Below are 24,636 nucleotides of genomic sequence, written 5' to 3'. Positions count from 1 at the left end.
AGAAACGGAGTAATTCAGAAACTCTGGCCGCCGTGCGTGGAGACCAGGACGCGGCAAACACCACTGCTTGTGAACCACAGCATTCGACAAGCGGAGGTGTACTATGCATTCGCCGTCACAGTCGAAGACGGTCGCAGAATGGCCAGTGTAGGCGCTTTTCAAAAAATCTCTAGTCGCTTTTTTCGACGCCTACGATCTTCTGATATCTCGCGGCACCCGTAAAAGGTGTGCTGCGGGTGCCTCACTCGTCAGTTACTGCTCATGTCTACCCGATAGTGTGGATCGATCTGCTTGCGATTTGCAGCGTTTTAGAAGAATACAGATCTAAGATAGGAGGAAGCGTCACAAGAATGACTGAGGACGAGGACATAAAAGATGCAGGGCTGCGGGACCCTTACTTGGTCACCGAGCAAGTGGGCCATCTACTACGCAAGGCTTATCAGAGGCATCTCGCCATCTTCCAGAGCAACACGAGTGATCCCGACCTTACATCGGTGCAGTTCGTGACGCTCTGCGCCCTACACGACCTCGGACCAAGTTCGCAGGTCGAACTCGTTAAGGCCACCTCTGTCGACCAGGCAACGATACGCGGCATCGTCGAAAGGCTGAAAATTCGCGGTCTGATCGATCTCAACAGAGATGAATCTGACGGCCGCAAGGTAGTGATTTCGCTATTGCCAAAGGGCGAAGCAGTACTACAGCAGATGTATCCAAAGGGCTATTTAATCAGTGACGAGACCATGCGGCGTCTCAATCCCGCCGAACGTGTGGCACTACTCTTCCTTCTGCGCAAGATCGCAGAGGATGACGAACATGGCACATAAGAGCCAAGACAGTATTAGGTAGGTTCTACAACTTTCCATGGCTAGCGGTTTTGGCTGATGAATGCCGACTATCTCGGCTGATGACTTAAACTGATGGTGATCGGAGCAAACGGGAAAACGAAGCAGGAAGCTGAAAGGGCACGGTAATACAAAAACCACTATAGGATTTCCTATAGATTGAACCGCGTGAGCATAAGGCAGCGGCCGCGGTCATCCTTTTGGCAGCTGGCAAATCCAGCTGCATGGACGAAGAAAACGGTGGCCTGAATGTCTAACAGGTTAAGGGCCTTAAAAGTTCGAGATCAAACGCCCGCTACGGCGGCCGACACCTTCTTCATGCGGCTTCTTCCGGAATTACCCAAACAGTCTGGTCTTACGAATGCTTCGAGTATCGCAATGGTGGGGAAAACCAAATGCTCTATATGCGATGAATTCACGAATCACATGCCGTTAAGGTCGAACGGAGTTGAAAGCTGTCGATATCAAAAGCACCGCAGTGGTTGCCGAACGCGATGCAAGATGCCCTTGTCCATCTAAACGTTGCGGCATTTCGAAAGGCCGCTGGTCGGTATGGTGATCTGCGGATCAGGTAAAAACCTACTTTCCAAACCGAGCGGTCGTGCTCTGCGTGGATCAACAATTGCAAATCCAGGCGCTGGATCGCGAGCAACCGGTTCTGCCTATGGCGCCGGGCATGGCTGATAGACACACCCACACCTATGTCCGTAACGGTACGACGTACCTGTTCGCACCCTCGACGTCGCGGCAGGTTCTCTGCGCTACCAGTTCCACAAATGTCACAGAGCTTGCGAGTTTCTCGACTTTGCGAAGCGGATTTCACGCGGATATACCCAAGCAGGACTCGAATCTGGTGGTGGATGATTGTGCCACTCACAAGACGACGCGGCTCAGCGCCCGGCTCGTACGCCGCGCGCATTGGTACGTTCACTTCACGCCAACTTCCGCCTCTTGGATAAGTCATTTCGAGCGATGGTTTGCCAGAGCTAACGCGCAAGCAGTTGTGGGCCTCACGCCGATATTGAAGCCTTCATTCAAATGCACAACAAGAATTCAAGCCATACAAATGGGTGAAATCCGCTGACCAAATACTCGTCTCTGTGAGACGGCTCTGCCAGAAACATTGAGTCGGACTTCATGTTCAGGAGATAACAAGGTGTTCATCGTGCCAGAAGTTACGAGGCATATTCGTTTTGATAACGGCCCGGACATCAGCGCCGAAGCGCTCACTGATGATCCCATCGGGTGGAGTCATAATCATCGATCACGTCCGATTATAGCCATCTCGCCTCCGAATACTTCTTGCGTTAGCGGATCGACCGGTCGCTCAATCTGGCGTACGAGCCCATCGACCAGGGAACGGCCAACGCTGACCATGTCCACCGAATGCGTCACGAGTGGCGTTGAAAGGTAATGGGCAATCCGGGTCGTGTCTCGGGTCGCGATACTGAAGTCAGTGCCAACTGCGAGCCCGCGCTTTCGTAGTGCGCTTATTGCGCCGAGTAACCCCAATTCGTTGGCGCAAACGAGCCCGGTTGGGGGATCGGCGCTGTCAAGCAACCGCCCAACCCACCGCTCGCTCGCCTCCATTGTAAAATCTTCCTGCCCGATCAGCGCGGGATCCACATTCAAAGCATGGTCTTCCATCGCCTTGCGATAGCCTTCGAAACGCGTAGCGCTGTACTGATCTTCGCGGATCAGTAATTGCATTGCGATGCGGGTGCACCCGCCTTCGATCAATAATGACGTCGCTTCATAAGTAATGCGTTTGTTGTCGATGTCGACATAGGCATAGTTGGAAGCGACGCTGCTGCGCCCGAATGCGATGAACGGGACGCGGCGCTCGAGAAGGTACGGAACTCGAGGGTCTTCCGCCAGCATTCGGGTAATGACAATTCCGTCGGCTGCGCCTGAGCGGAGAACTTGCTCTAGGTTCTCCTGTGGATTCTCGTCAGGGGTGGTAGAAAAGATCGTCAGCGTATAACCGAGCTGCCTCGCCGCCATCGTCATGCCTTCCATCAAAGGAAGCTTCAAGATGTCTGACAGATAGTCCCTTGTCTCCATAGGAAGAATGGCGGTCAGATTGCGGGTCAGACCTGTTCGGAGCGCCCTGCCATGCAAGTTGGGTATATATCCGGCCGCCTCCGCAGCCGCCTTCACGCGGCTAATGGTATTTGGACGAACCTCAGGTCCGTCCTTAAGTGCCCTCGACACCGTCGTAACGGAAAGACCAAGCTTGTCCGCCAGCATGCGGAGGTTGGGTCTTGCTTTTGCAGTCATATCGCTTCCGCTCGTCCTAATTTATTCTCTTATAAGTCGGCATTCTCTGCTCGCAAAGGACGTGCGAGCAAGAATCAGCTTGACTGAGTCAACATTTAGCATAATCGTAACGTTACGATTTCGCAAAAAACGGCTATGCCCGGGAAATTGTCATCTAAAGGTGAACTGAGGAGATAAACCGATGATGCAGATTTTTAGTTATTCTGTTGCTGCGATAGCACTCGTCGCAACCGTTCCCGCGCTTGCTCAGGATGTAACCATTACGACTGCTGGCGGTGACTATGGCGATGCGATCAAGAAGGCAATGTGGTCGCCCGCAGCAGCCGAGTTGGGATATAATGTCCGCGAGGAGACCCAGAGCGACACTTTGGCGTCGCTAAAGATGCAGGTCACCTCTGGGGCAGTGTTGACCGATATAATCCACCTCGGTTCGCCGGAGGGCGCGCAAGCTGCCGAACAAGGTCTCTTGGAGCCACTGGACTACACGATAATTGATGCAAAGGCACTTCCCCCGGGCGCTGAGTCGAAATTTTGCTACCCGTTTAGCTCCTACGGCACGGTGATGGCGTGGAACACCAAGGCGATCGGAACGAACCCTCCGGCCAGTTGGGCAGAGTTCTGGAACACCGAGAAATTTCCTGGTAAACGGGCACTACGCTCAAACGCGCAGGACCTGATCGAAATTGCACTTCTTTCCGAAAGCGTAGCGCCAGCCGACATTTACAAAGAACTGAGCGCACCCGGTGGCATCGAGCGCGCGATTGCTCGGCTAGAGCTTCTCAAGCCCAATGTCGCGGTCTGGTGGACATCGGGCGCGCAATCAGCCCAAATCCTGAAGGACGGCGAAGCCGATCTGGTAGTTACATGGAACGGTCGTGCCGAAAATGTAAGAGCCGACGGTGGCCCAGTGGATTTCAAGTTTCAAGGCTCGGTGATTGGCACCGACTGTCTCGCAGTGCCGAAAGGTGCGGCCAATATTGATGGTGCGATGAAGCTTATCGCGGCGATGACTAAGCCAGAGCGCGAAGCCAAACTAACTGACTATATCGCCTATGGACCAGTCAACCCGAAGGCCTATGAACTGGGACTCATCACGCCCGACAAGATGAAGCTTCTTGCTACGGCACCGGGTAATGTCGATGGCGCTTTGTTCTCCAATGCCGAATGGTGGGTAAAAAATGGAGAAGTAGCTCAGCGTGCGTTCGATGATATGATGAATCGTTGAAGCCGGATGTCCACAATGTCGGCCACGTCCCTACCAATATCAATTAAAGACATCAGGAAGAGCTACGGGAACTATGTCGCCCTGGACAATGTTTCGCTGGATATAGCCGCCGGAGAGTTCCTGACCTTGCTGGGCCCATCTGGGTCCGGCAAGACAACCCTTCTGATGGCGCTTGCAGGTTTCGTGCGGCCGGAACAAGGCACCCTGACCATTGGCGTGCAGGAGGTCACCCCCCTGCCGCCTAATAGACGTAACATTGGCGTCGTGTTCCAAAACTACGCGCTGTTTCCGCATATGAGCGTGTCGGGGAACGTGGAATACCCTCTGAGGCTACGCGGGCTTTCGAAGGCCGAGGCGCGCGAAAAGGCTGAGGCCGCGCTTGCGCGCGTGAAACTCTCTGGATTTGGTGCGCGCGACATCGCTGCGTTGTCAGGCGGCCAACGCCAGCGCGTTGCCCTTGCGAGAGCTATCGTCTTCGAGCCAAGGGTGATGCTCATGGACGAACCACTTTCGGCACTCGACAAGAACCTGCGCGAGCACATGCAATTCGAAATCCGGAAATTGCATGACGACCTTGGTGTTACCACAATCTATGTGACGCACGATCAGCGCGAAGCGTTGACCATGTCCGACCGTATCGCAGTGATGAACGCCGGCCGCATCCAACAGATCGGCGCGCCCCAGGAAATCTACCGGTTACCCAGAAATCGCTTCGTGGCAGAGTTCATGGGCGAAGCGAATATCGCCCTAGCCGGAAAATTCCAAGGGCCGGGGGCGGCGGCCCTGCCACGCGACCGTTTAGCGATGGTGAGGGCCGAAAATTTTGTGCTTGATCCCAGCGAAGTCGGCGATGGCCGAGTTGAGGTTGTCGGCCGCCTCACCTCGAAAGCATTCCGAGGTGAAAACTGGCTTCTGAATATTGAAACCTCCACCCGAGACCAGTTCATGCTGAGCATTGCCGCTAACCAAAGCGGCATCTGTGGCAAGCTTGAGATCGGGGCAGAGATTCGTGCACACGCGGAACTGGTCCACGTTCACCTGCTGGACGAGGTGGATGCTCGATGAACCGTTCAGGGGTCCTAAGCGAACAAAGACGCGAACGCTACTTCTTTATCGCCCTAGCCGGGCCGGCCATCGTCTTGGTCGGCCTGTCTGCCATGGCCCCAGTGCTGTGGATTATCGGTCAATCGTTCTTGAGTATGGCTGGTGAGGTAACGCTCAGTAACTACGAAAAGGTACTTTTGAGCAATCTCACTTGGTCGGCACTCGGTGTCACACTAGCACTGTCGCTATCGACCCTTGGTCTGTGCGTAATACTGGGCGTTCCGCTGGCTCTCGCGCTGGCCAGCACCAAGCGTCGCGTCGCAAACCGCGTCCTGGTCCTGGTCATGCTACCACTTTGGACGTCTATTCTTGTGCGAACCTATGGATGGCTCGTCCTCTTGAGGCGCGAGGGCCTGATCAATACCACCCTGGAGTCGATTGGATTGACGGACCAGCCCTTGCCGCTGGTGTATAATTTCACAGGTACGCTGATCGGCATGGTTCACTACATGTTGCCGCTCTTCGTGTTGCCGGTCTATGCCGCTATGCGCGACATCGACGTTAACGTAGTTCGAGCTGCGGCGAGCCTGGGCGCGGGCTTCTGGCGTTGCGTGAGGACGGTTATATTGCCTCTCTCGTCAAGTGGCATCGCATCAGGCGCCACAATCGTCTTCATCTACACGCTCGGCTTTTTTATTACACCCGCTGTTCTTGGTGGCGGCAAGGTCAACCCCATTGCGATCCGCATTGAACGGACATTGTCGACATTTCAGGATTGGGGAAGTGCAAGCGCTCTCGGCGTCTTACTTTTACTGCTCGTCGTTATAGCCGGAGCCATGTTCGTCGCGATCCGCCGGTTGACTAGTGAAAGGATGCACCATGCTTGACGCCTATCACGACAGCTCGATTTCACGCGGCCTGCTTTGGACCGTCGCGAGCATTGTCCTCCTGTTCCTAATCTTGCCAACCTTGATCGTCGTGCCGCTGTCGTTCTCCGCCTCCGACTTGCTGGAGTTTCCACCGAGGGAATGGTCTCTTCGCTGGTATGAAACCTTCTTTACCTCGGCCGCATGGATGGGAGCGCTGAAGACGAGCGTCATGCTAGGGGCTCTAACCGCGTTGATCGCTGTTCCCGTCGCCTTCCTGGCTGCAGTCGCTGTCAACCGGCTGACTCATCCGCTGGCTGCAGGGGTCTACGGCTTCCTGCTCACGCCATCTGTAACACCAGGCATTCTGCTTGCCATCGGACTTTTCATCGTCCTGGCAAAACTGGGTTTGCTAGGGTCTTTTTCCGGTGTACTCATTGGACACGTGACGCTCGCCATACCGGTGGCCGTCGTCGTTCTACAGCCAGCAATGAATCGTTTCGATTGGCAGCAGGCGCAGGCGGCCCGAAGCTTGGGCGCTGGCTGGCCACGGGTGATCGGAGGGGTCATTGCACCACAACTTGCTCTGAGCCTCGTCGCAGCGAGCTTGATGGCATTCCTGGCTTCTCTCGACGAAGCGGTTATCTCCATATTCATCGCTAATGGGCCGAACACGACGCTACCCAAGCTTATGTTCATATCTCTTCGTGATCAGATCGACCCCACCATCGCGGCCATTTCAACACTCTGGACGGTCTTCGTCGGAGTCGTCATCCTGATTCTCAACGCGCGTTCAAAAGATTATTGAAAGTGAATTCCCACAATGAGCGATAAACAGAAAATCTCTGCTATCCCCTCCGTCCTAACCGCTGTGATTACAGGGTCAGCCAATTGGGGCCTTGCCTTTCCCGAAGACGTAGGGATGGCTGGCGTCCGTGTAGTGGCGCGAGATCTAGTCTTTGATACTCCTTATGGTTTGACGGAGAATTGGAAGCTCCTTGAGTTTGATGCGTCGTTGACACTCGAGGGGCGTACGAAGCAGGTCCTCTGCATGTACTCGCATGGAAACCCACGTGACTACATCGATCATTCTTGTCATCGACGAGCCTTCTGGGTCCTTAGACAGGCTGGCGTGCGCCGCGTGCTGGCTTGCTCGATGATTGGTGCCGTTAACAAGGCGATCCAGGCTGGCGACATGGTGATCAACGCAGACATAATAGAACTCACACAGACGCCCTATTCCCTCCTCGAGGGTCGGCAGCAGTTCGACTGCTCCGGAAAGCAGCTGGTCTGCCCACATTGCGCGAAACAGTTAATGGAAACCGCACAACAGCACTGGCCAGCGTCGCGTCGCATCCATGGCGTGGAGCTTGGCCTCGTCGCGGGACATACCTATGGACCACGGCTGACCAGTCCTGCGGAAGCAATCGCTTTTCGTTCCCTGGGCGCTGACGTGATCAACCATTCAATTGCACCGGAAGCGACCCTATCGCGTGAGATAGGCGCTTGCTTCACTCCGTGTGCTTTTGTCACGGCTGAATTCAACGATTACATGGACCGCAGTCAGGGGAAGCTTCTGCAGGACGACGTGCTGCCCACACTATCGATGATCGCTTCGCGTGTAGCATTAGAGACTGTCGCTCGTTTTCCCGAAAACCAGGATTGTGAATGCCACGCGTTGAAATCCCCCCGTCCCGTAGAAAACTACGCTCGTTTCTAACACCACCTCAAGCTTAAGAACGGGTTACTCGGGTGTTCGGCAAAGTTCTGGCGTGATGATAATGTGGCATCCCGAGGCTTCTCTAGAGGATGATTGCACTTGGTGCATCAAAGCGTAGGTGAAAATCGTTGACTGTTGATTGCCAATGATAGGTTGGGTGCCCCTCCCACCGGCATCGCACGGTGCCATGATGGTGATGCTTTACGTCACCTAAAACAGAGGAGGCATCGAACCCATCAGTGGGCAATCAACAGCTGGACGGCAGTCGGCTGAACGCCAAGGCCGCTTCGTCCGCGCTGGCTGTGAATACCGCTCTTCCGAATTCTTTGACTTCGTTTGTTAATTCGGGCCCTGCCAATTCCACTGTGCCCACGCCAAACACAGGTTTAGGGTGATATTCCACATTAAGTTCTTGTAACTTTGCAGCATGCACACCTCTCAGGCGTGAAAGTGCGACGAGGGCAGCTTCAAACCCACCCGTTGCCGGACCCGCCGTGAAGAGCTTGCCATCCTCAACGACTGAGCCCCCTTCGATAACCTCGCAACCAAGTTCAGCAAGACGATCGATGCACTGCAAATTTGTTGTCGCACGCTTGCCTTTTAGAAGACCGGCTGCACCGAAAAGAAGAACGCCAGCACAGATGCCAATCAGGTAGGGGTCGTGTTCTGCTTGAGCCTGAACGAAAGCAATTGTCTCCGGATCAGAGTAAACGTTTGGCGCCATCGCTCCAACTGCAAGGACATCAAGGACAGGGCAATCGGCATAGGTAGTCGATGGACTGACGTTGAGGCCTCCGAACGCAGGAGTTGCGTCCAACGTCTTCCCAATGTGATAAAGCTCGACATCTGGATTCATGCCGAACACGGATTGCACGCCGACAACGTCCATCAAGACGACCGATGGCTCAATTAAAATACCAACCTTCAAAGGCCGACTTGTTGTCTCTGTCATAGTCATTTTCCTGTAGTCAAATATGCCTCACTGTATCCTATCTTTGGTGAGCAAAGATGACATTCTACTGACGGATCCTGCCACATTGCGTTCGACATGAACCACGCGATATTCGAGAATTTCGTCTGACTGGCAACGTCCGCCGACAAGAAAAGGAACGACTTCAAGGTCTAAGAGGTCTGGTTCTGGCGGCTGATAAAATCATGGTGTTATCTCACCGCGCGTGGCGTCAATCAAACAGGTGAAAGAGGAAAAATGACAGGTATGCCCGACTGGCTTCGTATAAATTCCGCCTCAATTCCATAGACGGATCTAAGGATATCAGGCGTTACCACTTCTTCGAAGGCGCCACACCCTACAATTTTACCGTTATTCAGCAACATGACAGTATCGCAGTGACGGGTTGCGAGATTCAAGTCGTGAACGGCAGCCATAACCAGTGCCCCAGTCTCAGCGACATAATCGTTGAGAAGTTTGAGCACACGCATCTGATGCCTGATATCGAGTGCACTGGTGGATTCATCAAGCAATAGAAGTTGAGGCTTGCGCAAAAGGCGTTGCGCCAAAAGCACCAGTTGCTGTTGTCCTCCTGAAAGGGTCTGCATGCTCCGTGCAGCCAAATCTGCAATGCTGAAAAACTGCAGAATGTTCCTTGCGAGGTCGAGGGTGTCGTCGCTTAACCGCCAACCGAGCTTTTCGTGCTGACCAAGCAGAATGACTTCTAGTACAGAAAGGTCCGCGCGTACCTGGCACTGCTGCGGCATAAAGCCGATGTCGCTCATGGCGACAGGGTTGCCGTTCCAGGAGCACATGCCCGATAAACCGATCTGGCCGGCAATCGAATTCAGAAGCGTCGACTTGCCAGCGCCATTGGGGCCAATCAACCCGACAATCTGGCCAGACGGTAAAGAGGCCGAAATTCCGGTCAATATTTGGGTTCCGCCATGCTTGACGCCCACGTTTTCCAAAACGAGCCTGCCCGTCATGACATGCCTTTCTGGCCGCGCCTTGCGATGACCACAAAAAGCATGGGCACACCGGCAACGGCCGTGATTATGCCGACGGGAATGACCGCCGCGGGTGAAATGAACTTTCCGAACACGGATGCGCCGATCAGGATGATCGAGCCGGTTAAGGCTGCAAGCGGAAGGGAAAAGCGATGATCTTCGCCAACCAGCGTGCGGGAAAGATGCGGCGCAATCAGTCCGACAAAACCGATCGTTCCGACAAATGACACCGCCGCCGCCGTCAAAAGAGCCACGTTCAGGAAGGTATGACGTCGAATTTTTTCGACAGAAAGGCCAAGGCTACGCGCATTGGCATCCCCTAGCCGTAGTGTGGTCAACGCCCAAGTGCTGCGAGCAATGAAGGGCAGACACCCTATGGCAATTACACCTGTGACTGTAACGCTCGTCCAGGTTGACTTCAGAAGACTTCCGAACAGCCAGAAAACGATTTGCTGGAGAACTTCTGGTGACGCCAGGAATTGCAGCAGCGATTGCAACGACTGAAAGAAAAACAGAACGGCAATGCCCCCAAGAACCAGAATTTCCGGGCTGGCGCCACGCAGACGGGCGATGATGTAAACCAGCCCACACGCCACAAGCGTCATCGCAAACGCGCAGGCCGGGATCACGATAAAGGACGGTAATGGAATAACCGATCCGAACATAATCGCCAGTGCTGCACCGAAACCAGCGGCTGCGGAGAATCCCAACGTAAAGGGGCTGGCAAGCGGATTTCCGAGAATTGTCTGCATCTGGAGGCCAGCAAGCCCGAGACACGCACCGACCAGAATACCCATAACGGTTTGCGGCATGCGCAATTGCCATAAGATGGTTGCCACCATGCGGTCCTCACCATGCGGGCCGGCAACAAGCCCCTGCCAGACATCGGCCAGCGGCATCCCTGATGGGCCAGTCGTGAGATCGAGCACCATCAGCATAACAAGAAAGATGAGCGCGACGATGAGCATGAAAGTCCGGCGCGCGGATGCGCGGCGATAATCGTCGCGCATCCCGTCAATCTCTGTAAACGACGTCATTGGCCGTTGGCTTTATAGGGCAGCACGAAAACGCCTTCGGCCTTGATCGGCAGCCAGGTATCGTAATAATCGGCAATGTTGCGTGCCGGATCGACTTCCTTGAAGGCATCCGGATAGAGCTGTTTGGCAATGTACTGCGCATAAACATAGTCGGACAGCGTGCGTGCGCCGCCATGGTAGATCGCATGCACGTCGCCGTCTTTCACCGCCGGAAGATCCGACCAGCCAGGGCGACCGAGATAGGCCTTCATGCGTTCGCGTGTGACCGCCTGATCAGCGCCGAAACCGACAGGAACTGATTGCGGCCTGTTAAGCCACTCGGAGCCGCCAAGAAAGATCAGGTCGGGCTTTTGCGCCAGCACATATTCCGGGCTAAGCGGTCCCCAGTTGCCGATCTGGCCCTTGGCGATGTTATGGCCACCCAATCTATCGATCAGCGCGCCCCACATCGTATCGCCATAGGAATTTCCGACCTCGTCCGGCCCTTTTTGAGCCAGCTCGACATAGACCTTCTTGTTTGTCGGACCGGAAGCCTTGATACGGGCGTGAATGTCGGCCATCGCGCCTTCATAGTTTTTGGCGAGCTTTTCGGCACGGTCTTCCGTCCCCATCAGTTTGCCGAGCGCCAACGTGGATGCAACATGCTTTTCCACTGTCTGGGCATTGTAGTCGAGCGTCACGATCGGAATGCCTGCAGCCTCGATCTGCTTTACGCCTTCACCCAGCGAATCATAGGACCACGCCGCCAGAATGAGCAGGTCGGGCCTGGCCGCAATCACCTTTTCGATAGAGAACGTATTGTCTTCGGTATTCCCGACATCGGGCATAGAGGCGAGCCTGGGCAGCGCCTTTTCGTAGGCCGCGAACTGGTTTGGCCTCCAGTCCTTCCAGGTAGACAGCGACAGGGCCACGACCTTATCGAGTGCATCAGGCCCGGCAATGGCCAGATAATCTTCGTAATAGAAGCTGAGAACAATGCGTTCCGGAACTTTGGGCACCGTGACGGTGCGTCCCTTCACATCCGTGACTGTGATATCGGCAAATGCCGTGCCCGTCACGGCCAGCAGCCCGATGAAGGCGGATACTAGACTTTTTTTCATTGTTTTCCTCAAAGTAGACTTGGCAGGCGCTGAAGTCGTGCCGGCCATAGTTGGGTGGGGTGAAAGGAGTCGTCTGAGCGTGCGGCCAAGGCGGCTCGACACGCGGAAAGATGAGAGCGTTGATTGCGGTCAAGCTCACCAGCACAACGCCATGCGACAGAAAGATATGTTCGAGAAAAATCCGTTCGAACTCGTGCACGGGATCTGACGTTGATGATCATCATGTCATCTGTTCAACCATGTCAGAAGATTGGCGAGGTCCTTGGCGGACTAAAGTGGCGGTGTTTGTGGAAAAGCCTTGTCCGCTTGCCAGAAGGCCAAGCTTTTTCTTATCTATGATTGTAATGATTTCAGGATGACTGAACGCAATGAGACCACTGTTCCTAAGTTTGCCTACGCACCGGCTGACAGTCTCGAAAGTTAGCCCGAGCCAATCGGCAAGGTCGGCTCTCGTCAGGTAAAGGGTAAACGTTATCTGTTCAGACTGTGCATCAGAATAAGGTCGCGCAAATTGCCGGGAAAGGTCGAGCAAGGCAGTTGCGACTTTTTCCTGAGCCGTCTTGCGGCCTAGAAGCAAAGCGTGCGCATGGGAGCGATGCAGCATCAGTCGAAGGGCTTTTTCGACATTGGCCCGTTCGGCGTTGGGATCAACAGTTTCGATTTGCGTGAATGTCAGAGCCGCCGCACTGTATGGGCTTACGTCTGCGAGTGCTTTCCCGAAAAACCTCTCCGGGCCAAGCACATCCAGAATCTGCCGTCGGCCATCGGCAAGCGTCTGGAAGAGACAAATGCACCCATCAACGAGCCTGAATGTCGCATCCTGCTGGGTGTTGCGAGAGAAAATGGTCTCTCCAGGTCCGGCGAGCCTCACTGTCGGGCCAGGATTACTGTGAGGGTACGAGCCCAGATAATTTACAGGCAGAGAATGCGAGCTTTCGCTCACCGCAGTTGTGTTAAACATGAAAATAGTCCGGCTATGGCGCCGGCTATCATCCATTTAAATCGGACAGATACCGGCTCAGGCTAAACAGGCCACTGCCATTGGCAGTGGAAGTTCTGGCGACAAAGCCGGTGGAGGCCCACGTGGAAATGAGTTAGGAGGAAAAGTCTGACGATAATGCGCTTCGACCCGCGACGCGACGATGGTGTCCCGTTCGCGCAATACAAGTACTCCCGTCAAATCTACGGGGGAGGGGATAGTGGTAGAACCATTCAGGCGGCAGGCTTCACAGTCTGTTCCGCCAAGGTGGTGCTGCTGCTTCGGATCTTTATCTTCGCCCGTCACACAAAGGACCGGCAGCGTACCATCTGGAAGCACATACTGCGCTAGTTCTTCTATTGGCAATGAAGATTGGGTGACAAACCCTGCCGGTGCCCTGTGCGAGAAGGCAACGCACATCAACGCAAGCGCGCAAATAATACGCACAAATCTTGCCATGATGCCCGTAGTATCTCTCATCATTCACACCCCCACACGCTCAATAAAGCTTTCTCAAAATTCGCGCAATTGCTGAAAATGGTGCTTCCTGGATTTACAAGAATTTGCGTCCGAAACGGGCAGCATGGTTGTTCTTTCTATCAGTTAGTCCGTGGAGGGGACTTTCTCAACAGCAGCATCCGGATCGGGATTGGTGTGGCCTACGGTACGCGGCGTTTCTCAAGCTTTCGGGCGAGCGTGCGCCTATGCATACCCAGACGTCGGGCCGCTTCCGAGATATTGAAACCGGTATCAACAAGCGTTTCGTGTATCCTCTCCCATTCAAGGTTCTTCAGGGATGTGCGGCGCCCTTCTAGCGGCACTGATGTGTCGCCCTCCACCCGACGAAAGGCCTTTTCGATATCATCTGCATTAGAGGGCTTTGGAAGATAGTGGCACGCGCCGAGTTTGATGGCCTCAACTGCAGTTGAGATGCTGGCAAAGCCGGTAAGAACGACAATTTTCGTCTCGCGGTGTCGCTCATGAATTGCCTTCACACACTCGAGCCCGGACTCGCCGGCCAGTTTCAGATCAACGACGGCAAATTCCGGACAGTTAAGCTCCAACAGTCTCTGCAATTCGTTGAGGCTTGCACACTGGTTTACTTTGTAGCCACGGCGTTCAAAAGATCGTTTGAGTGCCGTTGCAAACGATGCATCATCTTCGACAACAAACAAGGACCCTGCCATCAAGGCGTGCCTTTCAAAGCGGAAAGTGGCAGTGTTAATGTGACGCACGCACCGCCCTCATCGCCGTTCTTTGCTGCGACACTTCCGCCGAGTTTCCGGATGACGTTTACCACGAGGAAAAGACCAAGCCCTGCGCCTGTACGCTTCTTGGTGGTTCGATAAGGTTTGCCGAAATCGTCGAGGAGGTCCTTCCGAAAACCGGAGCCTCCGTCGCTGACGGAAATTACCAGATCACCATTCTTTTTACCTGTCGCAACCCCGATCCATTCGGGCGACGCCTCGAATGCATTGTCGAGTACGTTGAAAATGATCTGCCGCAACGCCAGGTCCAGAACAATCTTTTCGTCAGGTCGGATAACATTCGTGTAGTCAAATGATACAGGCTGCTTCAGTGACTGCCATTCACTTATTGTATCATTCATAAACTGGTTCAGAGTTGTGTGAACCGTGCCTTCCGCGCGGGCTTCTCCTGAAGACATCAGAATACCCGATACGATAGTCTTGCAGCGTTCAAGCTGCGCGACCATCTCAATGATTTCCTGTGACAGTTCACTATCGTCTTTCAGTTTTGGCATCCTCTGCCAATCATTGAGTATAACGGATAGCGTAGAGAGCGGCGTACTTAATTCGTGGGCAGCACCGGACGCCAGCAGGCCCATCCGTACGATATGATCCTCTTCCACAGATTGCTGGCGAAGCTCCGCAAGACGCGCATCACGATCGCGCAGGTTCGAACTTATTCTCGTTATGAAAAGCACCAGAAGAAAAGCAGCGAGAAGGAAGCAGATAAACATGCCCTGTATATGTAAGTTGAAGAAATCGCTGCCGTGTGCATGCGGCATTTCAATAGGCCTGTAATAAAAACCGAGCAGGATGAAACAAGCTGCGGTTATCGCAACCAGAATCCACGTTGACCATGGTTCCAAAAGAATCGAGCTGAGAATGACCTGAAGCAGAAACAGGGACACGAAGGGATTGGAAGGCCCACCGCTGAGATAGAGCTGTACCGTCAGTGCAGCGACATCAAGAAGAAGCTCCAGCATGAGCTCGGTGTTGGTGACGCTCTCCTGTCGATGATGGCGTAGCAGACTGACAAGATTTAGCCCGACCAGAAAAGCCACTACCGCCAACATGTGTGCAACTGGTAGACTTATAGCCAGCCACCAATGAACAAACGCGATCGTGACGACCTGTCCTGTAACCGCTATCCAGCGTAGCTGGATTAGTAGCAGCAGGTTCTTTTTGTTAGTGACGTTTCCAACGGAACGAATTTGTGACGGTGAGGTCAGAGGCATGGCATCTGCTAATTGGCCTTCGTTATACATTTTTCCTGGATATCACTTTCAGCTTCCGGCTTTTTTATCAATGCGACCAATTCGCTTCCAATGTCCTCCTGCACCGCAATACTAGTATATGGCATATGCTGCCATTGGGCATTCTGTCCAAGGGCAATACCGTTGCAGCTCTGATACTTCAGACGACCAAAAGCGTCGCACCCCACTTGGGCGCGGCGAAGCAAGGTTGGAAAAATGATGAGCAACATAGCAGGCAGACCGAAAGTCATCGGGAGATTTACTTCGTCCGAAGTTAAGGTAGCCTCCTCCCTGCATCGTTCCAGGAGGGTAACGACTGGCGATGGTTTTGAAGTGGATCCGGCAGTTGCAAATGCGTCCACGCATCTCGGGCTCCTGCCTCCCCTTTTGCAGGCAACAGCGACTCTGGTCTGGTTGCCACAGGCAGCAGCACTCAGCTACGCAATCGGTGGCATCGCCGAAGGTGCACCGTTGGGCGCGGTGATCCTGCCAGCCATTGCGGTATTGTTTCTGGGGTTTCTGAAGGCCGGACTGGACGCCGCAGGGACGCGGCTCGCCTTCAAAAGCGCCCGCATTTCCCTCTCCCGTATAAGAGAACGGGCAATCACGGCGCTGGCGGCACGCTCACCGCTCGATGTCGCCCGCCCGGCCTCGGGTCTCGCTGCCAGCACAGTTGCCGAGCAGGCGGAAATGATTGTCCCCTATCTCGCCCGTTTCAAGCCCGCACGATTAAAGGCAACGCTCGTGCCGTTGGCAATATTGATGTGTGTGCTGTCGCTTTCCTGGGCAGCTGCATTCGTGTTGCTCGTGGCTGCACCCTTGATCCCGGTGTTCATGGCCCTGATCGGTTGGCGGGCCAAAGCCGCAAGCGAAAAGCACCTTGCGGAGATCGGTGGAATGAATGGATTTCTGCTCGACCGGCTGCGGGGCCTTTCCACACTTCGCGCGCTCGGTGCAGTTGATTTCACCGCTCTGCGGCTGCGGTCAGAAGCTCAATCGCTGCGTCTGCGAACGATGACGGTGCTGCGAATTGCTTTCCTTTCATCTGCCGTTCTCGAACTCTTTGCAGCGCTCGGCGTCGCAATGACGGCCGTCTATGTCGGCTTTCACCTGCTCGGCCAAATTGGCTTCGGCACTTGGGGTAACAAGCTCACCCTCGCCGAAGGCCTGTTTATTCTGCTTCTGGCACCTGCGATGTTCGAACCTTTGCGGGAACTTTCGGCCGTTTGGCACGACCGTGCCAGTGGCGAGGCTGCCCTGAAAGCGCTCGAAGATTTTGACATCAAGGGAACCGAGCTACCGGGAGCAACGAACGATGGCGTTGCGCAGGCATCCATCGTGAAAGCGCCGCCATCGATAGATATCGATGGTCTGAGATTTTGCTATCCTGGAAGTCGTGCCCCCGTCCTTGATAACTTCACCCTGTCTGTGGCAGCGGGTGAGCACGTCGCCTTGCTTGGCCCAAGTGGATGCGGAAAATCGACCATTCTGGCGCTTCTGGCTGGTCTTGCGCCAGCCGATAGAGGGCGCGTCGTCATCGGAGATACTCCCCTTGACGATGACACAGCCAATGCCCTGCGCAAGCGCATGGCCTGGGTTGGTCAAACGCCATATCTGTTTGCTGGCAGCATCGCGAGCAACATCAGTGTCGGACGCGTTGGTATCGGCTCTGAGGAGATCGCCTCTGTTCTGGGTGTTACCTTGCTGCAGGCAGTTGCCGACAGACATGGCAATGCATTGGTCGGGGAAAACGGTTCAGGTCTTTCTGGCGGCGAGGCACTTCGCCTGATCCTTGCACGTGCAGCAGTCGACCCCTCGTCGGATCTGATTCTCGCAGACGAACCGACTGCCCACCTCGATCGTGAGACCGCTGATGAAATCACCGGGAGCCTGCTGGCGTTGGCGAAGGGCCGCACGATGATTGTCGCTACTCACGACCCGGCTTTCGCATCGAGACTCGACCGTACTATTGATCTTCGCCTCACTGCCTCTAGCCAATCCAAGGTGCGAGCATGAGCAGGCTCTATCGCGATCTTCGCCCCGTTCTAGGCCTCTTTTTGACAGAGCGTCGCCGCTTGCTGTTGACAGGAGCGCTGCTTGCAGCTGTCACAGGATTCGCCGGCATAGCTCTGCTCGGCTTGGCCGGTTGGTTCATCACCGCCACGGCGGTTGCCGGGCTGTCGTCGGTAACAGCTCTGGTCTTCGACGTCTTTGCGCCTTCGGCGGGCATTCGCTTTCTGGCGTTGTCACGCACCGCATCGCGGTATGGTGAACGACTTATCACTCATGATGCAACGCTGTACGTCTTGGCCGCGCTGCGTGAGCGGCTGTTTCGCGGATGGGCTGCGCCCAACGCCGCGCGCACTCTGCTTCTCCGTCCGGCAAGGCTTCTGTTCAGGCTAACGGCCGACATTGACGCACTCGACGCGCTCTACTTGCGCGTGCTGGTTCCCGCTGCCGTAGCGCTCGGCACCTCCATTGTCGCGGCCATTGTTCTCGGGCTGATGTATCTGCCGCTAGGCCTTGGCGTTGGCCTGCTTCTGGTGTTTGCCGGCTTCGGGATTCCCGTGTTCGCCGCGAGCCGTGGCAGACGTCCAGCCCGCCGCCGCACACATACGCTCGAAGCGTTGCGCGCACGAACAATCGATCTGGTTGCCGGACAGACCGATCTGATCATGACAGGCCGCCTTGTCGCCGCGCGGGCGGCAGTATTACTTGCCGAAAGCAGGCTTTCGCAAGCTGACAACGAGTTCAACCGAATCGAGACCGGTGTTACGTTCGGCTTCGGCGTAACAACCTCATTGTTGCTATCTGGCACACTTGTTTCCGTGGCAGCACTTGCTGAAGCTGGCGCAATCAGTGCACCGGTTGCAGCCCTCGGCGTGCTCGTCGCTTTCGCCGCCATCGAACCTTTCGCAGGCCTTCGCCGTGGGGCACTGGAACTCGGTCGGTCGATTCTTGCGGCGCGTCGCATAACCCCACGGCTAGGACCAATATCGCAAGCGAAGCAGAACAGCTGTCCGTCCAGCACTCTCGCGATTGAGTTGAATGGACTGACGGTCCGGCATGAAGGCTCGGGCAGGACGGCGGCGTTGTCCGACATCACGGTGCGGGTAGCCCGCGGCGAACGACTGGCCGTGGTCGGCGCAAGTGGCGCGGGTAAATCAACACTGCTGGCGATCGTCGCTGGCGAGATTGAACCGGCCTCCGGTTCGATCTCATGCCTTGCAAGCACATTGATGACGCAGCGGACTGAACTTTTTCACGATAACTTACGCGACAATCTGAGACTCGCCGATCCGGTAGCCGACGATAGTCGCTTCATGGCAGCGCTTTCCGCCGCGGGCCTTCGTGAGCACGTAGATACCCTGCCGCACGGCCTTGACACAATGCTAGGCGAGGGCGGGATTGGCCTCTCCGGTGGCCAGTCACGACGACTGGCGCTCGCCCGTCTCTTCCTGCGTGACACGCCGGTCTGGCTGCTTGACGAGCCGACGGAGGGCCTCGACGGCGACATTGCCCGCGACGTCATTGCTCGCCTCAATGTCGTTGGCAGGCGGCGGACCCTCGTAATCGCTACCCACATCCGACGGGAAGCGATGATCGCAGATCGCCTGCTGGTTCTTGAGCACGGATGCCTCGTTGCATCGCATAGGCGTGGCGAAACAAGTTTCGAAGCCGTGCTTTCCAGGCTCAAACCGGACTGATGCTCCGGCTTGCGGTCGTTTAACCGGCGTTCGCTCGTTCTGAACGCCATAAATATCAGTAACGTCAATTTCAAAGGATGGGACCATGGAACTCGACATAGTCGATCTTTCACGTCTGCAATTCGCTATCACGGCTCTATATCATTTTCTGTTTGTACCTTTGACACTTGGTCTATCGGTCCTGCTCGCCATTATGGAGACAGTTTATGTCATGACTGGCCGAACCATATGGCGGCAGATGACAAAATTCTGGGGGACGCTGTTTGGCATCAATTTCGTGCTCGGTGTGTCTACTGGTATTGTCATGGAGTTTCAGTTCGGCATGAACTGGAGCTATTACAGTCATTATGTTGGCGATATTTTTGGAGCGCCCCTGGCAATCGAAGGGTTGATGGCTTTTTTCCTTGAAGCCACCTTTGTTGGCCTTTTCTTCTTTGGCTGGGACAAGCTCTCGAAAGTGGGTCATCTGGTTGCGACGTGGTGCGTTGCGCTCGGCTCGAACTTTTCAGCACTATGGATCCTCATCGCCAATGGCTGGATGCAAAATCCGGCTGGCTCCGCCTTCAACCCGCAAACCATGCGCATGGAGGTAACCGATTTCTTCGCTGTCCTATTCAACCCCGTAGCACAGGCCAAATTCGTCCATACGGTCTCGGCCGGTTATGTCGCAGCCTCGATCTTTGTGCTTGGTGTTTCGGCATGGTACCTTCTCAAGGGTCGCCATATCGAGATCGCAAGACGTTCAATGACGGTTGCCGCCTCATTCGGTCTCGCAGCGTCATTGTCCGTTGTCGTTCTGGGTGACGAAAGCGGCTACCTTTCCACCGAACACCAGAAAATGAAGCTCGCAGCCATTGAGGGCATGTGGAAAACGGAACCCGCACCGGCGGCCTTTACCGCATTCGGCTTTCCCGACCAGGACACCCGTGAGACACACTATGCCGTTCATATTCCATGGGTCATGGGCCTTATCGGAACGCGATCGCTGAACACGGAAATTCCGGGCATCGCAGAACTTGTCGAGCATGCCAAGACCCGCATCCGGGATGGCATCAAGGCCTACGACGCCATGATTCAGATACGCCAGGCCGGCCCCAGCGGAAAAATTACACCGGAGATGAAGGAAACCTTCGAGGAAAATGGACACCACCTCGGTTACGCGTTGCTTTTGAAGCGCTATGTCGATGATCCGCGCCAGGCGACTGAAGTGCAAATCGCGCAGGCGGCAGAGGACACCGTCCCCCATGTACCGACGCTGTTCTGGTCGTTCCGCATCATGGTCGGTCTTGGCATGTTCTTTATCGCGTTGACAGCGACATTCTTCTTCCTTTCGGCCCGGCGCCAGCTTGACCGTTATCCGCTGCTCCTGAAGGTCGCGGTTTTTGCCATACCACTTCCCTGGGTCGCAATCGAAGCCGGGTGGATTGTGGCGGAAGTCGGCAGACAACCCTGGGTGATCGAAGGTGTCCTGCCCACGGCTGCGGCCGTCTCCAGTCTCGGGGCAACAACACTTCTGATCACAATATTCGGTTATGTTGCAATTTACACGGTCCTTTTCGTCGTCGAGATGGGGCTGATGATCCGCGCCATCAGGAAAGGCCCGGAACCGGACAACGAACCTCAAGCCGAACTGATTTCCGAAACCTTTGTCCCTGCGGAGTAAGAACAGATGATCCTTCACGAACTTATCAGCTATGATATCCTTCGCATGATCTGGTGGTTGCTGATCGGCGTCCTCCTGATTGGCTTTGCCGTTACCGACGGTTTTGATCTCGGCGTCGGTACGCTACTGCCCTTCGTGGCACGAACCGATATGGAGCGTCGTGTTGTGATAAATACGATCGGCCCCGTTTGGGAGGGCAATCAGGTATGGCTTATCTTGGGAGGGGGAGCGCTCTTTGCCGCGTGGCCACCGCTCTATGCGGTTTCGTTCTCCGGCTTCTATCTCGCCATGTTCGCGGTCCTGGTTGCGCTTATTTTAAGGCCCGTAGGTTTCAAATACCGTTCAAAGCGTGAAAGCGGTCTCTGGCGGGCGTGCTGGGATTGGGCGCTGTTCATCGGCGGCTTCGTCCCAGCGCTGATTTTCGGCGTTGCTGTCGGCAACGTTCTGCAGGGTGTGCCATTCCGCCTTGATGAAGACCTGCGCATTTTCTATGACGGGTCGTCTTTTGGACTGCTCAACCCGTACGCTTTGCTCTGCGGGCTACTGTCTGTTTCAATGCTCATCATGCATGGTGCCGCCTGGCTGCTACTGAAGACCTCCGGCCCGATCGCCGACAGAGCCCGGATCTATGGCAGCGTCGCGGCAGTCGTCACAATCTCCCTGTTTGCGCTCGGCGGCATCCTTCTGTGGGCAGGCATTGACGGCTACAAGATCACCAGCGTTACCGATCCGACGGGCCCGTCCAATCCGCTGCTGAAGACTGTGGATCTGGCAACTGGCGCCTGGTTCGAGAATTACCGTAGCCATACCTGGCTGATGGCAGCACCTGCTCTCGGCTTTATCGGAGCCGCGCTGGCACTTATCGGGCTTCGGTCGCGGCGCGAGAAGAGTACGATCCTGTTAAGTGCCTTGTCAGTCATCGGTATAATCTCCACGGTCGGGGTATCGATGTTCCCGTTCATTCTGCCGTCGTCGATAGCTCCGCGAGCAAGCCTGACTGTGTGGGATGCTTCTTCGAGCCACATCACCCTGTTTATAATGCTCATCGTCACCCTCATTTTCGTACCGATCATCGTCGCCTATACAACTTGGGTTTACCATGTCCTGTGGGGCAAGGTGGACGAGACCTCCGTCGCAAGGAAGGGCGGCCACGCATATTAAATGTTCAATACGGGGGAGGGACCAAGGCTAAAGCAGGCCTCTAGAGCCCCGTCAGTGTCTGAAAAGGAGAAAATCTATGTGGTACTTCGCCTGGCTTCTAGGACTGCCGCTGGCAGCCGCCTTCGCCATACTCAATGCCATGTGGTACGAACTCATGGACGATGCCGCCCGCTCTGGCGAGCTGGCGCGGCGGCATCACAACTGATCCACACCGGTGACCAGCGCCCTTGGACAAAATGTCCAAGGGCGCTCACTATCTGGCACTGGTATTGAGAGTCCTAAATCCACAACGCTGGCCGTAGCTGGTGAGCTTGGTTTGGGGAACTCAATGCAATTGACGCTGAACGCCACATCATTTCTGCGTAACAGGTTGCACGGGCTCGACAGATACAGGTTTGGCCGTGGTGTCCCTCAATCCGCCATTGTGTTTGGCACCTCGACCAAGCAGCATGACAGCAAATCCCATCTGTACACTTGCAAACGTGAGGCCGAGCACCAGAGCAAGCGAGCCAACCGTAATAGGACCGCTTGCCGAGGCCATAGCAAGTCCACGCAGTCCCCCAATATCCATCACGATCAACGCGATGACGAGAGCAATCGCTATCGAAAAGCCTATCAGCGCGTGAAGACCAAGAAATCGCACAAGGTCTGGCATGGTTCTCTACTCCCTTCAGGCCCCTGTGCCTGTTGCGCGCAATTGCGCCACGACCTCGTTGATGCACATCGCCCCGGCATAGATGGCCAACAAGGCCATGGAGACAGCAAAATCCGCATCTGTTGTCTCTGTCCATCCGGCAAGAGCCAACAAGCAAAGCACACCATGTGTGACACCCAGCCACCAGCCGACAGTATCGCCTCGTCTTTTCAATGTAAGGAAAACGACAAGCGTTGTCGCAAAGGCGCAGGTGTAGAAGACGAGAGAGCCCATTATTTTTCTCCTTTTCGATTTTTCAATCGAAGCATATCGTCAGTATATTATCAATACAAACCCATGTTAAAACTGATATTATTGTTATTAGAAACAATAATAGGCGATTTATACATCGATCAGTACAATATATCCACGAAGGTAAAAGCATGAGCGCGGTATCGATGACCGGCGGTGTGGCGCGCGCTGCTGCCATTCCTGACTATAACGATGATATAGTCCGCCGCTTTACGATAGCGACAGTGGTCTGGGCCATTTTCGGGTTCTCGGCGGGCGTTGTTGTGGCGGCACAGCTCGCCTTTCCCCTTCTTAATCTGGGTGAGCATTTCACCTTCGGCAGGCTACGGCCAGTTCATACATCTGGTGTCATTCTGGCCTTCGGCGGCAATGCGCTCATCGCCACCTCGCTTTACGTTGTACAAAGGACCTGCCAGGTCACCTTGTGGGGTGGCCCCAGGCTTGTGAACTTTCTGTTCTGGGGTTATCAGGCTTTCCTTTTGATCGCGATGTCTGGCTATGTTCTGGGCATCACCCAAAGTCGTGAATACGCGGAACCGGAATGGTACGCGGATATCTGGCTTGCCATCGTCTGGCTAACCTATCTGGCAATTTTCGTCGGCACGCTCGTGCGCCGCCGCGAACCGCACATCTATGTCGCCAACTGGTTCTTTCTGGCTTTCATCATCACCGTCACGGTTTTGCACGTCGTCAACAATCTGGCGATCCCCGTGTCCTTTGTCGGGACCAAGAGCTATTCCGCGTTTTCGGGCGTCCAGGATGCACTGATCCAGTGGTGGTACGGCCATAACATGGTAGGCTTCTTTCTCACTGCCGGGTTCATCGGCATCATGTACTATTTCGTACCAAAGCAGGCCGAGAGACCGATCTATTCCTACCGACTCTCAATCGTGCATTTCTGGGCGCTGATTTTCCTCTACATCTGGGCCGGACCACACCATCTCCACTACACCTCACTTCCTGACTGGGCACAAACAGTCGGTGTTGCGTTCTCCATCATGTTGTGGATGCCGTCCTGGGGCGGAATGATCAATGGCATCATGACGCTGTCCGGTGCATGGGGAAAGCTTCGGACAGATCCCATCCTGCGCTTCCTTGTTGTGGCGGTTGCCTTCTATGGCATGGCCACGTTCGAAGGTCCCCTGATGGCCCTGAAATCGGTGAACTCGCTCAGCCATTACACAGACTGGACAGTCGGGCATGTGCACTCCGGAGCGCTCGGCTGGGTGGCCTTTATCTGTTTCGGCGCGCTATATTACATGGTCCCACGGCTTTGGAAGCGTCCGCTCTGGTCGGTTCAACTCGTTGAGTGGCATTTCTGGATCGCCTCAATCGCAATCGTCCTCTACATCACTGCCATGTGGGTTGCAGGTGTTGCTCAGGGCCTGATGTGGAGAGCCTACGATCAGTTTGGGTTCCTGCAATATTCATTCGCTGACAGCGTCGCCATGCTGCACCCCTATTATGTCATCCGACTGGTCGGCGGCCTTCTCTATCTTACCGGCGGCGTGCTCATGGCCATCAATTTTATCATGACGATCCGCCAGCCTGCAGGCGTCGTGGTTGCCTCGCCGCAAGCGTCGGCCGTTGTATCCTGAGGAGCCGGA

Annotated in this window: 23 protein-coding genes and 1 pseudogene; 13 read left to right on the top strand and 11 right to left on the bottom strand. The window is 55.1% G+C overall.

The features are described 5' to 3' along the window. Positions 1–350: 350 nt before the first annotated feature. Both ACZ5FM_RS27050 and ACZ5FM_RS27045 read left to right on the top strand, forming a co-directional pair. The gene (locus tag ACZ5FM_RS27050; protein WP_464041673.1) at positions 351–824 is read left to right on the top strand and encodes a MarR family winged helix-turn-helix transcriptional regulator; all 474 of its coding nucleotides are present in this window, start codon (positions 351–353) and stop codon (positions 822–824) included. A gap of 604 nt (positions 825–1,428) precedes the next feature. Continuing rightward, positions 1,429–1,969, top strand: a pseudogene (locus ACZ5FM_RS27045) (transposase); the annotation flags it as partial. Between the two features lie 130 nt (positions 1,970–2,099). On the opposite strand, the gene ACZ5FM_RS27040 reads toward ACZ5FM_RS27045, so the two are convergent. After that, positions 2,100–3,122, bottom strand: coding sequence for a LacI family DNA-binding transcriptional regulator (locus tag ACZ5FM_RS27040; protein ID WP_464041672.1), 1,023 nt, complete (start codon positions 3,120–3,122; stop codon positions 2,100–2,102). A gap of 181 nt (positions 3,123–3,303) precedes the next feature. On the opposite strand from ACZ5FM_RS27040, the gene ACZ5FM_RS27035 reads away from it, so the two are divergent. From ACZ5FM_RS27035 to ACZ5FM_RS27015, 5 genes are read left to right on the top strand one after another with little or no spacing between them, the layout of a single operon-like run. Further along, positions 3,304–4,347, top strand: a complete 1,044-nt coding sequence (locus tag ACZ5FM_RS27035; protein WP_464041671.1) for an ABC transporter substrate-binding protein — start codon at positions 3,304–3,306, stop codon at positions 4,345–4,347. A gap of 15 nt (positions 4,348–4,362) precedes the next feature. After that, complete coding sequence (locus ACZ5FM_RS27030) at positions 4,363–5,412, top strand: ABC transporter ATP-binding protein (RefSeq protein WP_464041670.1); 1,050 nt, start codon at positions 4,363–4,365, stop codon at positions 5,410–5,412. Beyond that, positions 5,409–6,278 (top strand): ABC transporter permease, encoded by an 870-nt coding sequence (locus tag ACZ5FM_RS27025; RefSeq protein ID WP_464041669.1) that lies wholly within the window; start codon positions 5,409–5,411, stop codon positions 6,276–6,278. Before ACZ5FM_RS27030 ends, ACZ5FM_RS27025 begins: the two co-directional genes overlap by 4 nt. Beyond that, on the top strand, positions 6,271–7,065 hold the full coding sequence (locus tag ACZ5FM_RS27020) for an ABC transporter permease (protein WP_464041668.1): 795 nt from the start codon (positions 6,271–6,273) through the stop codon (positions 7,063–7,065). The genes ACZ5FM_RS27025 and ACZ5FM_RS27020 overlap by 8 nt, the downstream gene beginning before the upstream one ends. A 15-nt stretch (positions 7,066–7,080) precedes the next feature. Then, complete coding sequence (locus ACZ5FM_RS27015) at positions 7,081–7,977, top strand: phosphorylase family protein (protein WP_464041667.1); 897 nt, start codon at positions 7,081–7,083, stop codon at positions 7,975–7,977. A gap of 247 nt (positions 7,978–8,224) precedes the next feature. On the opposite strand, the gene ACZ5FM_RS27010 is transcribed toward ACZ5FM_RS27015, so the two are convergent. The 8 genes from ACZ5FM_RS27010 to ACZ5FM_RS26975 form a co-directional block, all read right to left on the bottom strand. Further along, positions 8,225–8,929 carry a DJ-1/PfpI family protein gene (locus tag ACZ5FM_RS27010; protein ID WP_464041666.1) on the bottom strand — a complete coding sequence of 235 codons (705 nt, stop codon included), beginning with the start codon at positions 8,927–8,929 and terminating at the stop codon, positions 8,225–8,227. A 233-nt stretch (positions 8,930–9,162) separates the two neighbouring features. Then, entirely contained in the window at positions 9,163–9,915 is a 753-nt protein-coding gene (locus ACZ5FM_RS27005; RefSeq protein ID WP_464041665.1) for an ABC transporter ATP-binding protein, read from the bottom strand. After that, positions 9,912–10,973 carry a FecCD family ABC transporter permease gene (locus ACZ5FM_RS27000; protein ID WP_464041664.1) on the bottom strand — a complete coding sequence of 354 codons (1,062 nt, stop codon included), beginning with the start codon at positions 10,971–10,973 and terminating at the stop codon, positions 9,912–9,914. The genes ACZ5FM_RS27005 and ACZ5FM_RS27000 overlap by 4 nt, the downstream gene beginning before the upstream one ends. Beyond that, positions 10,970–12,073 carry an ABC transporter substrate-binding protein gene (locus ACZ5FM_RS26995; RefSeq protein WP_464041663.1) on the bottom strand — a complete coding sequence of 368 codons (1,104 nt, stop codon included), beginning with the start codon at positions 12,071–12,073 and terminating at the stop codon, positions 10,970–10,972. The genes ACZ5FM_RS27000 and ACZ5FM_RS26995 overlap by 4 nt, the downstream gene beginning before the upstream one ends. Before the next feature lie 220 nt (positions 12,074–12,293). Then, positions 12,294–13,034 carry a Crp/Fnr family transcriptional regulator gene (locus ACZ5FM_RS26990; RefSeq protein WP_464041662.1) on the bottom strand — a complete coding sequence of 247 codons (741 nt, stop codon included), beginning with the start codon at positions 13,032–13,034 and terminating at the stop codon, positions 12,294–12,296. A gap of 57 nt (positions 13,035–13,091) precedes the next feature. Continuing rightward, positions 13,092–13,535 carry a hypothetical protein gene (locus tag ACZ5FM_RS26985; protein WP_464041661.1) on the bottom strand — a complete coding sequence of 148 codons (444 nt, stop codon included), beginning with the start codon at positions 13,533–13,535 and terminating at the stop codon, positions 13,092–13,094. A gap of 176 nt (positions 13,536–13,711) precedes the next feature. After that, a complete protein-coding gene (locus tag ACZ5FM_RS26980; RefSeq protein ID WP_464041660.1) occupies positions 13,712–14,239 on the bottom strand; it encodes a response regulator transcription factor in 528 nt (175 codons plus the stop codon). Further along, entirely contained in the window at positions 14,239–15,534 is a 1,296-nt protein-coding gene (locus tag ACZ5FM_RS26975; protein ID WP_464041698.1) for an ATP-binding protein, read from the bottom strand. Before ACZ5FM_RS26975 ends, ACZ5FM_RS26980 begins: the two co-directional genes overlap by 1 nt. Before the next feature lie 237 nt (positions 15,535–15,771). Here ACZ5FM_RS26975 and cydD point away from each other — a divergent pair, with 237 nt between their 5' ends. From cydD to cydX, 5 genes are all read left to right on the top strand, one after another. After that, on the top strand, positions 15,772–17,568 hold the full coding sequence (gene cydD / locus ACZ5FM_RS26970) for a thiol reductant ABC exporter subunit CydD (RefSeq protein WP_464041697.1): 1,797 nt from the start codon (positions 15,772–15,774) through the stop codon (positions 17,566–17,568). Then, positions 17,565–19,259, top strand: a complete 1,695-nt coding sequence (locus ACZ5FM_RS26965) for an amino acid ABC transporter ATP-binding/permease protein (RefSeq protein WP_464041659.1) — start codon at positions 17,565–17,567, stop codon at positions 19,257–19,259. The genes cydD and ACZ5FM_RS26965 overlap by 4 nt, the downstream gene beginning before the upstream one ends. Positions 19,260–19,344: 85 nt before the next feature. Further along, on the top strand, positions 19,345–20,922 hold the full coding sequence (locus ACZ5FM_RS26960) for a cytochrome ubiquinol oxidase subunit I (RefSeq protein ID WP_464041658.1): 1,578 nt from the start codon (positions 19,345–19,347) through the stop codon (positions 20,920–20,922). A gap of 6 nt (positions 20,923–20,928) precedes the next feature. Next, positions 20,929–22,083, top strand: a complete 1,155-nt coding sequence (gene cydB / locus ACZ5FM_RS26955; protein ID WP_464041657.1) for a cytochrome d ubiquinol oxidase subunit II — start codon at positions 20,929–20,931, stop codon at positions 22,081–22,083. 76 nt (positions 22,084–22,159) lie between these two features. Next, complete coding sequence (gene cydX, locus ACZ5FM_RS26950; RefSeq protein ID WP_464041656.1) at positions 22,160–22,288, top strand: cytochrome bd-I oxidase subunit CydX; 129 nt, start codon at positions 22,160–22,162, stop codon at positions 22,286–22,288. 147 nt (positions 22,289–22,435) lie between these two features. Here cydX and ACZ5FM_RS26945 read toward each other — a convergent pair whose 3' ends face one another. Further along, the gene (locus ACZ5FM_RS26945) at positions 22,436–22,738 is read right to left on the bottom strand and encodes a hypothetical protein (protein ID WP_464041655.1); all 303 of its coding nucleotides are present in this window, start codon (positions 22,736–22,738) and stop codon (positions 22,436–22,438) included. 15 nt (positions 22,739–22,753) lie between these two features. Then, complete coding sequence (locus tag ACZ5FM_RS26940) at positions 22,754–23,011, bottom strand: hypothetical protein (RefSeq protein WP_464041654.1); 258 nt, start codon at positions 23,009–23,011, stop codon at positions 22,754–22,756. A 149-nt stretch (positions 23,012–23,160) separates the two neighbouring features. Between ACZ5FM_RS26940 and ccoN the strand changes: the two genes are divergently transcribed. Beyond that, complete coding sequence (gene ccoN, locus ACZ5FM_RS26935) at positions 23,161–24,627, top strand: cytochrome-c oxidase, cbb3-type subunit I (protein WP_464041653.1); 1,467 nt, start codon at positions 23,161–23,163, stop codon at positions 24,625–24,627. Positions 24,628–24,636 lie beyond the last annotated feature (9 nt).

The organism is Agrobacterium sp. 5Ca50, assembly GCF_055381905.1.
The sequence above is the reverse complement of the archived record's forward strand: the minus strand, read 5'-3'. Positions and strand labels throughout refer to the sequence as shown.

What these genes read in the sequence shown, in the direction of transcription:
- ACZ5FM_RS26940 (WP_464041654.1), bottom strand. Translation starts at nt 23,011, where the DNA reads ATGGGCTCTCTCGTCTTCTACACCTGCGCCTTTGCGACAACGCTTGTC.
- ACZ5FM_RS26945 (WP_464041655.1), bottom strand. Translation starts at nt 22,738, where the DNA reads ATGCCAGACCTTGTGCGATTTCTTGGTCTTCACGCGCTGATAGGCTTT.
- ACZ5FM_RS26975 (WP_464041698.1), bottom strand. Translation starts at nt 15,534, where the DNA reads ATGCCTCTGACCTCACCGTCACAAATTCGTTCCGTTGGAAACGTCACT.
- ACZ5FM_RS27050 (WP_464041673.1), top strand. Translation starts at nt 351, where the DNA reads ATGACTGAGGACGAGGACATAAAAGATGCAGGGCTGCGGGACCCTTAC.
- ACZ5FM_RS27035 (WP_464041671.1), top strand. Translation starts at nt 3,304, where the DNA reads ATGATGCAGATTTTTAGTTATTCTGTTGCTGCGATAGCACTCGTCGCA.
- ACZ5FM_RS26985 (WP_464041661.1), bottom strand. Translation starts at nt 13,535, where the DNA reads ATGATGAGAGATACTACGGGCATCATGGCAAGATTTGTGCGTATTATT.
- ACZ5FM_RS27015 (WP_464041667.1), top strand. Translation starts at nt 7,081, where the DNA reads ATGAGCGATAAACAGAAAATCTCTGCTATCCCCTCCGTCCTAACCGCT.
- ACZ5FM_RS27030 (WP_464041670.1), top strand. Translation starts at nt 4,363, where the DNA reads ATGTCGGCCACGTCCCTACCAATATCAATTAAAGACATCAGGAAGAGC.
- ACZ5FM_RS27010 (WP_464041666.1), bottom strand. Translation starts at nt 8,929, where the DNA reads ATGACAGAGACAACAAGTCGGCCTTTGAAGGTTGGTATTTTAATTGAG.
- cydB (WP_464041657.1), top strand. Translation starts at nt 20,929, where the DNA reads ATGATCCTTCACGAACTTATCAGCTATGATATCCTTCGCATGATCTGG.
- ACZ5FM_RS26960 (WP_464041658.1), top strand. Translation starts at nt 19,345, where the DNA reads ATGGAACTCGACATAGTCGATCTTTCACGTCTGCAATTCGCTATCACG.
- ACZ5FM_RS26965 (WP_464041659.1), top strand. Translation starts at nt 17,565, where the DNA reads ATGAGCAGGCTCTATCGCGATCTTCGCCCCGTTCTAGGCCTCTTTTTG.
- ACZ5FM_RS27025 (WP_464041669.1), top strand. Translation starts at nt 5,409, where the DNA reads ATGAACCGTTCAGGGGTCCTAAGCGAACAAAGACGCGAACGCTACTTC.
- ACZ5FM_RS27000 (WP_464041664.1), bottom strand. Translation starts at nt 10,973, where the DNA reads ATGACGTCGTTTACAGAGATTGACGGGATGCGCGACGATTATCGCCGC.
- ACZ5FM_RS27020 (WP_464041668.1), top strand. Translation starts at nt 6,271, where the DNA reads ATGCTTGACGCCTATCACGACAGCTCGATTTCACGCGGCCTGCTTTGG.
- ACZ5FM_RS26980 (WP_464041660.1), bottom strand. Translation starts at nt 14,239, where the DNA reads ATGGCAGGGTCCTTGTTTGTTGTCGAAGATGATGCATCGTTTGCAACG.
- ACZ5FM_RS27005 (WP_464041665.1), bottom strand. Translation starts at nt 9,915, where the DNA reads ATGACGGGCAGGCTCGTTTTGGAAAACGTGGGCGTCAAGCATGGCGGA.
- ACZ5FM_RS27040 (WP_464041672.1), bottom strand. Translation starts at nt 3,122, where the DNA reads ATGACTGCAAAAGCAAGACCCAACCTCCGCATGCTGGCGGACAAGCTT.
- cydX (WP_464041656.1), top strand. Translation starts at nt 22,160, where the DNA reads ATGTGGTACTTCGCCTGGCTTCTAGGACTGCCGCTGGCAGCCGCCTTC.
- ccoN (WP_464041653.1), top strand. Translation starts at nt 23,161, where the DNA reads ATGAGCGCGGTATCGATGACCGGCGGTGTGGCGCGCGCTGCTGCCATT.
- ACZ5FM_RS26990 (WP_464041662.1), bottom strand. Translation starts at nt 13,034, where the DNA reads ATGTTTAACACAACTGCGGTGAGCGAAAGCTCGCATTCTCTGCCTGTA.
- ACZ5FM_RS26995 (WP_464041663.1), bottom strand. Translation starts at nt 12,073, where the DNA reads ATGAAAAAAAGTCTAGTATCCGCCTTCATCGGGCTGCTGGCCGTGACG.
- cydD (WP_464041697.1), top strand. Translation starts at nt 15,772, where the DNA reads ATGAGCAACATAGCAGGCAGACCGAAAGTCATCGGGAGATTTACTTCG.